9 protein-coding genes are annotated in these 12,294 nt (G+C 36.5%); 8 read left to right on the top strand and 1 reads right to left on the bottom strand.

The window, feature by feature from the left end; genetic code table 11:
* Positions 1-633: 633 nt before the first annotated feature.
* Positions 634-1,293, bottom strand: coding sequence for a hypothetical protein (locus tag ABS916_RS02815; RefSeq protein ID WP_350450462.1), 660 nt, complete (start codon positions 1,291-1,293; stop codon positions 634-636).
* Between the two features lie 320 nt (positions 1,294-1,613).
* On the opposite strand from ABS916_RS02815, the gene ABS916_RS02810 reads away from it, so the two are divergent.
* The 8 genes from ABS916_RS02810 (at position 1,614) to ligA (ending at position 12,291) form a co-directional block, all read left to right on the top strand.
* A complete protein-coding gene (locus ABS916_RS02810) occupies positions 1,614-2,189 on the top strand; it encodes a xanthine phosphoribosyltransferase (RefSeq protein WP_089975816.1) in 576 nt (191 codons plus the stop codon).
* 168 nt (positions 2,190-2,357) lie between these two features.
* Positions 2,358-2,915 carry a DUF2179 domain-containing protein gene (locus ABS916_RS02805; protein WP_035023684.1) on the top strand — a complete coding sequence of 186 codons (558 nt, stop codon included), beginning with the start codon at positions 2,358-2,360 and terminating at the stop codon, positions 2,913-2,915.
* A 133-nt stretch (positions 2,916-3,048) separates the two neighbouring features.
* Positions 3,049-4,179: a 5-(carboxyamino)imidazole ribonucleotide synthase gene (gene purK / locus ABS916_RS02800; protein ID WP_502880574.1), complete on the top strand. Its 1,131-nt coding sequence runs from the start codon at positions 3,049-3,051 to the stop codon at positions 4,177-4,179.
* Between the two features lie 15 nt (positions 4,180-4,194).
* Positions 4,195-5,493, top strand: a complete 1,299-nt coding sequence (gene purB / locus ABS916_RS02795; protein WP_350450460.1) for an adenylosuccinate lyase — start codon at positions 4,195-4,197, stop codon at positions 5,491-5,493.
* 147 nt (positions 5,494-5,640) lie between these two features.
* The gene (locus ABS916_RS02790) at positions 5,641-6,540 is read left to right on the top strand and encodes a DMT family transporter (protein ID WP_350450459.1); all 900 of its coding nucleotides are present in this window, start codon (positions 5,641-5,643) and stop codon (positions 6,538-6,540) included.
* A gap of 353 nt (positions 6,541-6,893) precedes the next feature.
* Positions 6,894-7,544 carry a GntR family transcriptional regulator gene (locus tag ABS916_RS02785; RefSeq protein WP_350450458.1) on the top strand — a complete coding sequence of 217 codons (651 nt, stop codon included), beginning with the start codon at positions 6,894-6,896 and terminating at the stop codon, positions 7,542-7,544.
* 239 nt (positions 7,545-7,783) lie between these two features.
* The gene (pcrA, locus tag ABS916_RS02780) at positions 7,784-10,018 is read left to right on the top strand and encodes a DNA helicase PcrA (protein WP_350450457.1); all 2,235 of its coding nucleotides are present in this window, start codon (positions 7,784-7,786) and stop codon (positions 10,016-10,018) included.
* A 251-nt stretch (positions 10,019-10,269) separates the two neighbouring features.
* On the top strand, positions 10,270-12,291 hold the full coding sequence (gene ligA / locus ABS916_RS02775) for an NAD-dependent DNA ligase LigA (protein ID WP_350450658.1): 2,022 nt from the start codon (positions 10,270-10,272) through the stop codon (positions 12,289-12,291).
* Positions 12,292-12,294 lie beyond the last annotated feature (3 nt).

The raw sequence follows: 12,294 nt of genomic DNA, 5'->3' as shown, positions 1-12,294 counted from the left end.
TCGCACATCCATAGCGGTGCAGACTTCATAAGTATTGATTTTTCAATTGGAGATTTTTCGTTACCGAAAAATTTTCTATATTAAACACATTTTGTTACAGAAAAATCACCTAATTTGTACCTACTAGGTGAAATAAGCTAAGAATATCGAGTAAAGGTGTTCTAGCGGATAATTGTTGATGGAAATGGTCTAAGAATATCGAGTAGAGGCGGTTTAGTGGTTAATTAGTGATGGAAATGGACTAGGAATGTCGAGTAGAGGAGATCTAGCGGATAATTGTTGATGGAAATGGGATAGGAATGTCGAGTAGAGGAGGTCTAGTGGATAATTGTTGATGGAAATGGACTAGGAATGTCGAGTAGAGGAGGTCTAGCGGATAATTGGTGATGGAAATGGACTAAGAATGTCGAATAGAAGAGGTCTAGCGGATAATTGCTGATGGAAATGTTCTAAGAATGTCGAGTAGAGGCGGTTTAGTGGATAATTGTTGATGAAAATAGCCTAGGAGTGTCGAGTAGAAGCTGTCAAAACAACATTTTCTCTCCAAGAGTGGCACAGATAGTCTTAATTGAAGTAATACAAAAAGTACATTGTCTAAAGGACAATGTACTTTTGTGTTGTAAAGAGTATTTTCTATTCTTCACTAATGGAAGAGTCAATTGAAGGGATTTCTTCTGCTGGCGTTTCTGACTCGATTATTTCTGGAGCAGAAGAAGGGTCTTCCGGTGTTTCTGGATCAGGTTCTGGTGTTTCTACAGGTTCTGAATTTGATTCATGAACAGACTCTGATTCATCGGTCTCAGGTACTGGATCTTTAACAGGTTGTTTAGGAGTAGTTGGCTTAGGCGAACTGTTAGTAGATGAAGAACTTGAGCTTTTCGGTTTAGAGTAGGTGTCATTAGAATATGTAGGGGTGTAGCTGCTTGATTCAGTAGGTTCAATACTTTCACCCTCAACGCTGGAATCTTCGAATTCTTCCAATTCTTCTGGCTCACTTTCAACAGATTCTTCCATTTCTTCAATGATTGGCTGATGGTCGCTTAAGAAAAATAATTTTGTTTCTTTGCGAAATACATTATCCTTATCTTCAGATACAGTAGAACTAACCTCAGATTCTACAATAGCAGACTCAGCTTCTTCTGCAGTAGATGATGTTGTTTCAGTTATCGCCAGACTTTCTGACCAGGGTTTTTCTTGGTTTGTTCCAATAACGAGCACTACTATAAGAATGACAAATAAAATACCTAGATACCAATACTGTTTAATAAGTTCTAGTAAACTTTTATTACCCATGCTAAACTCCTTTCTTAAATCGCTTTAGTTTAATAGTATACCATTCGATTTATAAATTCTAGTTTAACTTATAAGCCTCTATTAAAAATGACTATTAAATAATGGAATATAAAATGGTTTAGCGAGGAAAATGTTCGTGTTTTATAACTTAAGTATCTGTTCGAATTTAAAAGTGATTGACCTTTTACGTGAAAAAGCGTATATTCAATGTGAATGGATGACTATTTTGAGTCTTTTTCAACGCTTATGAACGCATAAGCAACGAGAAAGCTTTTTTTATTCTGCTCTAAAACTATTAATGAAAAGAAAGGCTGGGCCTCATGAAAGAACTAGAAGAACGTATTTTAAGAGATGGGAATGTTTTAGGAGGAGAAGTTTTAAAAGTAGATAACTTTTTAAATCATCAAATTGATCCTAAACTTATGCAATCTATAGGAAATGAATTTGCTAAACATTATGCGAATAAAGGGATTACTAGAATAGTAACGATTGAATCCTCAGGTATTGCGCCTGCTGTATTCGCAGGTTTGGCTTTAGGAGTTCCAGTGGTATTTGCACGTAAGCAAAAAAGTTTAACGTTAACAGATGATTTGTACTCTACAGATGTGTATTCGTTTACTAAAAAATCAACGAGTACGATCGTTATTTCTAAGAAATTTCTAGAAAAGACAGATCGTATATTATTGATTGATGATTTTTTAGCTAATGGACAAGCAGCTAAAGGATTAATAAAAATATGTCAAGAAGCGCAAGCAACGGTTGTTGGTGTTGGTATTGTGATTGAAAAATCCTTTCAGGTTGGTCGCCAATTGCTTGAAGAAGAAAATTATGAGGTTTACTCGTTAGCCCGCATTCGTGCTTTCGAAGAAGGACAAGTAAAATTTGTAGAGGAATAAATTGAGTACATGAATAAGCAGGAGCTGCTCTAAAAGTGCAAGAATAGCTTTTAGTTCAGCTCCTTTGTTTAAGTACTTCGTTTATAGTTGTTTTCCTTGCTATTTAAAGGAATTTTGATAATCTTATAGAGGAATAAAATTTTTACCAATCAGTCAGGAGAGAAAAAAATGGAAGTAGATTTATCTTTTTTACTATTAATATTTGTCATTAACGTTGTGTATATCTCATTGAATACGATCCGTTTTATGTTAACCATGAAAAGTTATCGCTTAGCAGCCTCGCTCGTTTCAATGGTTGAGGTGACCATTTATGTTGTCGGTTTAGGATTAGTGTTGGATAGTTTAGATAATTACCTTAATCTGGCTGTTTATGCTTTAGGATACGGAGTCGGTATTGCTCTTGGAATTAAGATTGAAGAATTTTTAGCTCTTGGCTACATTATGGTTACTGCAATTGTTCCAGATTTGGAAACCAAAATGCCTGAAGAATTACGTAATTTAGGATACGGTGTGACAACAAGTCTTGCATTTGGTCGTGAAGGCGATCGAATGGTTTTAGAAATCTTGACACCTAGAAAAACGGAACGCAAACTGTATAAACAAATCAGTGAAATTGAACCTAAAACGTTTATTATTTCTTATGAACCTAAGTATATCAATGGTGGATTTTGGACTAAAAAAGTAAAAAAACGCCGTAAAGAAATTAGAAACGAAGAGAATAAATAAAAGCAATAAGTTATATTAAACTGTTTGATGAATAGAGAATCAACTTTCTAAAGGTTGTCAATGACAGATGACAAAATAACTGATAAACTAGGAATGAGAAGCAAAAAAGTAAAACAAATAGTTTTAGAAGGTAGTGATAGTTTTGTCTAATCTAATTAGTCCAGGGAAAATGATTGGGATCATTGGTGGCGGAGAAATAGCACGCATGTTAGCTTTATCTGCTAAAAAAATGGGCTATCGGATAGGTGTATTGGATCCTGAAAAAGGGTGTCCAGCAGCTCAGGTTGCAGATTGGCAAATAATTGCTTCATTTGATAATCAAAAAGCATTGATGGATTTTGCAATGAAATGCGATGTAGTTACATATGAATGTGACACGATTGATGCAAAGTCAATAATAAGAATGAAAAAGACAGTATCTGTTCCACAAGGTGCTGATTTATTGTCTATTACTCAAGATCGATTATTAGAAAAAGCTTATTTAGAAGCCAGCAATATCAATTTGGCCCCTTATGCCACAATCGTTACAGTGGAAGACATTAAAGGAGCAATAGACGGGATTGGATTTCCTTGTGTGTTGAAGACCATTAATGAACGACATAATGAAAAAGATCGTTTTGTTCTTCAAAGTGAAGAAGATATTCCAAAAGCAATTTATCTATTGAAAATGGGTACATGTGTAATGGAAGCTTGGATACCGTTTGAACGGGAATTATCTGTCATGGTTGCACGAAACCATGCTAATGAGATAGTAGTCTTTCCGGTGTCAGAAAATATCCATCGAAATTCAATTTTACAGGAAAGTATCGTTCCAGCTCGAGTGAATCAGTATGTTGAAGAAGAAATAGAACGCATCGCTAGAGCTGTTGCTGAAAAGTTTGAATTGATAGGGGTGTTAGGAATTGAACTGTTTATCACTTCCAGTGGTACACTTTATGTAAATGAAGTGATTCCAAGACCTCATCACTCAGGAAACTATAGCATCGAAGCCTGTTCTATGTCGCAGTATGATGCGCATATTCGTGCGATTTGCGGTTGGCCATTACCTGAAATTGAGTTGATTACCCCAGCAGTCACTGTGACTATTTTAAGTGAACATGAAGCAGCAGCAAAGGTCCAAATTCAATTAAAGCCGGATTGGAACTTTTATTATTATGGCAAAGCAAACCCAGAAAAAGGGCAAAAGATAGGCCATATTACAGTAGCAACCAAAGATATCGAAAAAACACTGTCTACCATTTCGGATACAGGAATATATGAATAGGGAGTTAGGATAATTATGATAGAACGGTATACAAGACCTGAAATGGCGGCCATTTGGTCAGAGGAGAATCGTTACAACACTTGGTTGGAAGTTGAAATACTGGCTGCTGAAGCTTGGGTTGAACTAGGAGAGATCCCAAAAGAAGATGTCCAAAAAATTCGTGCAAATGCTTCATTTGAAGTTGAGCGTATTTTAGAAATTGAAAAACAAACCAGACATGACGTTGTAGCTTTTACACGTGCCGTTTCCGAATCATTAGGAGAAGAACGTAAATGGGTTCATTATGGATTAACAAGTACGGATGTCGTGGACACTGCTTATGGGTACCAATTGAAACAAGTAAATGACGTTTTGCGTCAAGATTTGCAAAAAATTCTTGAAATCATTGGTGAAAAAGCTAAAGAACATAAATATACAGTTATGATGGGCCGTACTCATGGCGTGCATGCTGAACCGACTACTTTTGGGTTAAAATTAGCTCTTTGGTATTCAGAAATGAAACGCAATATTGAACGTTTTGAACATGCAGCAAAAGGTGTTGAAGCTGGAAAAATAAGCGGAGCAGTTGGAACATTTGCCAATGTCCCAACCTTTGTTGAAAAGTATGTCTGTGAAAATCTAGGTACAAGAGCACAAGAAATTTCGACTCAAGTTCTGCCACGTGATCTACACGCTGAATATGTGGCTACAATGTCTTTAATTGCTACAAGTATTGAGAAATTTGCTACAGAGATTCGTGGATTGCAAAAATCCGAAACGCGTGAAGTTGAAGAGTTTTTTGCAAAAGGCCAAAAAGGATCATCAGCTATGCCACATAAGCGCAATCCTATTGGTTCTGAAAATGTAACAGGTTTAGCACGTGTCATCAGAGGACACATGGTAACAGCATACGAAAATGTTACTCTATGGCATGAACGTGACATCTCTCATTCATCTGCTGAACGTATTATTCTTCCAGATTCAACTATCTTATTAAATTACATGTTAAACCGTTTTGGAACGATTGTTGAAAAATTAACGGTTTTTCCAGAAAACATGAAACGCAATATGGATGCAACATTTGGATTGATTTACAGCCAACGTGTATTGCTTAAATTGATTGATAATGGCATGAGCCGTGAAGCTGCATATGATTTGATCCAACCAAAAACAGCAATAGCTTGGGACGAACAAGTATTATTCCGTCCTTTACTTGAACAAGATGAAAAAATCATGTCTGTATTGACGACCGAAGACCTTGATGATGCTTTTGATTACAACTATCATTTAAGAAATGTAGATGAAATCTTCCAAAGAGTTGGTCTAGGTGAATAACTCTTTATGTAAGTCTAAGCGTAATATAACTACTAACTAAAGTATAAAAGCATAGGAATCTTTATTGTTCCTATGCTTTTTTTAACACCATTTTTAGGAGAATTGGCGACATAAAAACGGATAAAAGAAGACTAAGGAGGGTGGAAAATGGGAATAGAAAAGGTAAAAGTTGTGATAGCAATGTTGCTATTTGGATCAATTGGGTTGATGGTCAAAAATATTGAGTTGACTTCAAGTGAAATTGCTCTTTACCGTGGAGTATTGGGGAGTTTATTCTTATTGGTTTTCATGCTCTTTAAGAGAAATAAAGTTTCGTATGGGATGTTAAAAAAGAATGCAGTTGTATTGTTTTTTTCTGGAACAGCTATTGGTTTAAACTGGATTTTATTATTTGAAGCCTATAATTACACAACGATTGCCAATGCTACGTTGAGCTATTATTTTGCCCCGGTAATCGTGATGGTTGTTTCTCCTTTTTTACTAAAAGAAAAATGGATGCTGAATAAAGTAGGAAGCATTTTGGTAGCTATGTTGGGAATGTTTTTAGTCGTAGGAACAAGCAATCAATCTAGCGGAGGTCACACACATTCAATCGGGATTATTTATGGCTTAGGTGCAGCTGTTTTATATGCAAGTGTGATGATGTTAAATAAATTTGTAAAAGATTTAACTAGTTTAGAGAGCACGATGATTCAACTAATGGTTGCTTCTGTGATACTTGCTCCGTATGTCTTCTTTACACAAGGGTTTGATGTAGTAGGGATAACGATCACATCAGTTCCTTATCTTATCGTTTTAGGAATCGTACATACTGGTTTAGCTTATGTATTGTATTTTTCAGCGATGCAAAAATTAAAGAGCCAAACAGTTGCTCTGTTGAGTTACATTGACCCAGTTGCTGCAGTAGTGATGTCAGCATTATTCTTAGGAGAAGCAATGAGTGGTATTCAAATTGTTGGGGGTGCGTTAATATTGAGTTCAACATTCATTGGAGGGCTGAAATGGCCTAAAAAAACTTCAGTAACACTAGAGGAGAAAATAAAATAAAAAGACAAATGAGAATTTGTCTTTTATGTGGTCTTCAATGATTGAAGGTCCGCTTTAGAAAGCGGACCTCAGGATGGGGGATCTTTACAATTATAAAAAAAGTAAAGAAATAGTTTCTGTTTGGAACAAGTCTATTATATCGTTCTAGTATAAATTCTATGTAAATATTTAGTAGTGGTTAAGTAAATTTTTATTTTAAAGGGTCAGAATGAGTTGAATACATAAAGGTATAGAAGTAGACTTGAAGTTAGATAAGAAAAATCTTATAATTGGTACAGGCGTAAAAAAATAAAAAGGCTAATTTTTTTGTGTTGACAAAAGAACGATAGCTAAAAAATAGGTAGGTGAGTAAAATGTCTAAACCAAAAAAACTAGTAGAGGCAGCTTACCAATATAGTAAGGAGCAAATTTTAACCAAACAATGGTTACCTCAAACACATATAACAGAAATTGGATTGTCTAAAAAATTAGGTATTAGCCGGACTCCGATTCGACAGGCTTTTCTGAGGTTAGAAGAAGAAGGGTACATAGTTATTGAACAAAATAAAGGTATACGAATTCGTGAAAATCAGATTTCGTTGCAAGGATTTCATGAACGATTAGAGTTTATGGAACTCCTATCAATTGATTATCTGCATTTTTTACAAATTAAAGAAATTCAATTTAATACAGATGCTCTGGAAACGATAATGGATCAATTAAAAAGGATAACGTATGTAAAAGAAAATGAAGTTTTTTCAGATATCGAATTTGACTATTGGACCAGTTTTTATCATTATGCTAAAAATACTTATACAACATCTCTATTTTTAGATACCTTTAGGAGTATCAACGGACAGGTAGATCAAGAAATTCAAGGTTTGCTGCAGGTAAGCCAACCAACGAGAATAAAACATTTTAATCAGATTTTGATTTTTTTGAAACAGAATGACTACGCTTTAGCTAGAAAAGAAGTACGGATCTTGATCAACCAGCTGAGTCTAATTGCGATACAAGGGATCTAGGAACTACTGTAATTTAAAAAATAGGTTAAAAGAAAAAAGATTCTTTTTTAAGAGTCCTTTTTCTTTTTTACTTTCTTCATTTGAAACTGTTCATTTACTACTCGGAGAGGCTTTATTTGTGGTAAAATTATTCTTGAGAAATTATGCAAAACTTTAAAAGTTTTTGCTAGACTGGTGAAGTCCAAATCCTATTTTTTAATTTGAAATAGGATGTTATAAGAAGAGAGGATGTAAATAAATTGGTATTACGAGATGACTTATTAAATGGAATGAATCCCAAGCAAAAAGATGCAGTTGTATGCACAAAAGGACCTCTTTTAATTATGGCTGGAGCAGGAAGCGGAAAAACACGTGTCTTAACACACCGTATTGCCTATTTGATTGAAGAAAAGAATGTTAACCCATGGAATATTTTAGCTATTACATTTACAAATAAAGCGGCTAAGGAAATGAAAGAACGAGTAGCACGCCTCTTAAAAGAAGGCGGAAACGATGTCTGGGTCTCAACTTTTCACTCGATGTGTGTCCGTATTTTACGTCGTGATATTGATCGTATCGGCTATACGCGTGCATTTACAATCAGTGATCCAGGTGAACAACAAACCTTAATGAAACGAATTTTAAAAGAACGGAATATCGATCCTAAAAAATACAACCCTAGAGCAATCTTAGGTGAAATCAGCAATGCTAAGAATGAGTTGCAGACACCCGAAGACTACCGTAAAACGGCAGCAAGTTTTTTTGAAAATATTGTCGCGGATTGTTACGATGATTACCAAAGAGAACTGCGTCGCAACCAATCAGTGGATTTTGATGACTTGATCATGTTGACTATCCGCTTATTCAAAGAAAGCTCAGAAACATTAGAGCACTATCAAAATAAATTTCATTACATTCATGTGGATGAGTACCAAGATACAAATGAAGCTCAGTATACTTTAGTAAATATGTTGGCAGATCGATTTAAAAACTTATGTGTTGTTGGAGATGCTGATCAAAGTATCTATGGATGGCGCGGAGCAAATATGGAAAATATCTTGAACTTTGAAAAAGATTATCCAGACGCAAATACTGTTTTACTAGAACAAAATTACCGCTCAACTAAATTGATTTTACAAGCGGCCAATGACGTGATCGGAAATAATTCAAAACGTAAAGTTAAAAAACTTTGGACGGATAACCATGATGGCGAAAAAATTACGTATTACCGTGGGCAATCTGAAGGGGACGAATCACGTTACGTTATTTCTAAGATACAAGAAGAAATGAAAGAAAATAATTACAATTATGGTGATTTTGCAGTTCTTTACCGCACCAATGCTCAATCGCGTGTCATTGAGGATAGCTTGTTAAAATCAAATATTCCTTATAAAATGGTCGGAGGACACAAGTTCTACGATCGTAAAGAAATCAAAGACGTTCTGGCTTATCTTCGGTTGATTGCCAATCCCGATGACAACATGAGTTTTGAGCGGATCGTTAATGTACCTAAGCGAGGTATTGGTCCAGGGACGATAGAAAAGTTGAGAGTTTCTTCTAATCAATACGACTGGTCTCTTTTGGAAACAGCTTTGAATGTTTCTATTACACCGATAACTGGAAAAGCGGCTAGTGAGCTTGAAGGATTTGGCTTCATGATGAAAGATTTGCGCCAAATGCAAGAATATGTACCTGTTACGGAATTAGTGGAAGAAGTATTAAAACGGAGTGGTTACCAAAAGGCACTAGAATTAGAACGGACACTTGAATCTGAAACGCGCTTAGAAAATATTCAAGAGTTCTTGACCGTAACCCAACAATTTGAAAAAGAAAATACGGAAGACAAAACATTGCTGACATTCTTAACGGATTTGGCATTGGTTTCTGATTTAGATAATTTGGAAGAAGAACCTCAAAGCGAAGTAACCTTAATGACGCTTCATGCAGCAAAAGGATTAGAATTTCCAATCGTTTTCTTGATTGGTCTGGAAGAAGGCATTTTCCCATTGTCTCGTTCGATGATGGAAGAAGACCAACTAGAAGAAGAACGACGTCTGGCTTATGTTGGTATAACACGAGCAGAGAAAAAACTATACATTACAAATGCATATTCAAGGGTTTTATATGGCCGTACACAAAGCAATTCGGCTTCTCGCTTTATCAATGAAATCACGGATGAAGTCTTAGAACTAGGAAATCAACAGAATCTAAATACACCATTTAGCCGCTCGACAACCAGTTCTATGCAACGCAATCAAGCAACTCGAGCTACTAGCCAAGTTTACAAAGCTCCAGTAGCCAGCAAAACATCAAGCGGAGCTGATAAATTAGCTTGGAATGTCGGAGATAAAGCCGTTCATAAAAAATGGGGTGTCGGTACAGTAGTCAAAGTTACCGGTGCAGCCAATGACCTCCAACTTGATATAGCCTTTAAAGAACAAGGCATCAAACGTCTACTAGCAGCCTTCGCCCCAATCGAAAAACAGGATGCGTAAAATAGGATGCGGAACTTCCCGGTTAGACACGCAGCGATTTTAAAGAATTGAAAGCAAGAGCATCCCGCGCATTGCGTCAATTTTTAAAATAGCCCAGTGTCTGGGAAGTGCAGCTCAACTAAAGGATGCGGAACTTCCCATTGGGACAAAAAATAAAAAATAAAAAATAAAGATTTATTTTCCAATACGTAACGCGACTAGATGACTATTACTGTTTCCCATAAAACTAAAGTATGAAAGGAATTAAGGGCATGTCCACACAAGATTTTGAATCTGCGAAACAACGGGTATTCGATTTGCGGTCGTTATTAGACAAATACAGCTATGAATATTATGTGAAGGATGCGCCATCTATACCCGACACTGATTACGATAAGTTGTACCACGAATTAGTTGCTTTGGAAGAAGCTTTTCCGAATCTAATTAGTAATGATTCTCCTACACAACGCATTGGAGGAACAATTCTGCCTGGTTTTGAAAAAGTGGTTCATGAAGTACCTATGTTAAGTCTTGGAAATGCATTTAACGAAGGGGACCTACTTGATTTTGATCGTCGTATCAAAAAAATAACGGATCAACCATTTAGCTACATTTGTGAGCTGAAAATTGATGGTTTAGCCGTATCGTTAACGTATGAAAAAGGGAAGCTAGTTCGTGCAGCTACACGTGGAGATGGAACTGTGGGTGAGAACGTGACTCAAAACATTCGTACTGTTAAATCAGTTCCGTTGCGCTTAAAAAATCCTTATTCTATTGAAGTACGCGGGGAATGTTACATGCCCAAAGATTCCTTTATTAAATTGAATCAAGCACGCGAAGAAAATGGGGAAGCAATCTTTGCAAATCCAAGGAACGCAGCAGCTGGTGGATTGCGTAATTTAGATCCGAAAGAAACAGCTAAACGAAATTTAAATACCTTTTTATATACGATTGGCGATTTTGGTGAATTAACAGCCGTAAGCCAAGAAGACGCACTCCATCAATTAGATGAATTAGGACTTCGAACCAATCATGACCGCAGAGTGTTCCAAACAATTGAAGAAGTATGGGCGTACACTCAAGAATTTCAAGAAAAAAGAACTGCCTTGCCTTATGAAATCGATGGCATCGTGATCAAGGTAAATGAGTTTGCAGTTCAAGAAGAAGTTGGGTTTACCGTTAAGGCTCCTAGATGGGCTATAGCCTACAAGTTTCCGGCAGAAGAAGCACATACAATAATTCGCGATATCGAATGGTCAGTCGGCCGAACGGGTGTCGTGACGCCAACAGCTATTATGGATCCTGTTCAATTAGCGGGCACGACAGTTCAGAGAGCAAGTTTGCACAATGAAGATTTGATCCACGAACGAGATATCCGCCTATTGGATACTGTAGTCGTTCATAAAGCAGGAGATATCATCCCAGAAGTCACTCGTGTCATTTTGGATGAACGACCGGAAGACAGCCAACCTTATGCGATTCCTACGCACTGTCCGGCTTGTGACAGCGATCTGATTCATTTGGAAGAAGAAGTTGCTTTACGTTGCATGAACCCAAAATGTCCGGCTCAAATTACGGAAGGCTTATCTCATTTTGTTTCTCGAAACGCGATGAATATCGACGGGTTAGGCATTAGAGTATTAATGCAAATGTTTGAAAAAGACATGGTCCATGATGTAGCAGATCTTTATACATTAACGTTTGACCAACTGGTTACGTTAGATAAAATCAAAGAAAAATCAGCTAATAACCTACTAAATGCTATTGATGCTAGTCGCAGTAATTCATTAGAGAGACTGCTCTTTGGATTAGGCATTCGTCATGTAGGTGCAAAAGCGGCTAAATTAATTGCAGAACGTTTTGAAACAATGGAAGCTGTACAGCAAGCGGAAAAAGATAGTATTATTTCAATTGAGGGTATTGGAGAAATTATCGCTGAAAGTGTCGTCGCGTATTTTAGCCTACCAGAAGTAAACGAATTGATTCAGGAATTAAAAAATAGCCAAGTCAACATGAATTATTTAGGGAAGAAAAAAGAAGAAGTCGCAACAGTTGATTCTTATTTTAATGGGAAAACAATTGTTTTGACGGGGAAATTGACGCATTTTACTCGTGAAGAAGCTAAAGAACGTATTGAAAATCTTGGAGGAAATGTGACTGGGAGCGTCTCTAAGAAAACGGATTTGGTCGTTGCGGGTGAAGAAGCCGGCAGCAAGTTAGCAAAAGCTGAATCGTTAAACATTCTTGTCTGGGATGAAGATCGGTTGTTGGAAACATTAGAAGGAGAGGAATAAGTA

The organism is Carnobacterium sp. (genome assembly GCF_040274945.1).
GTDB lineage: Bacteria > Bacillota > Bacilli > Lactobacillales > Carnobacteriaceae > Carnobacterium_B.
This window is presented reverse-complemented; position numbering and strand designations above follow the sequence as displayed.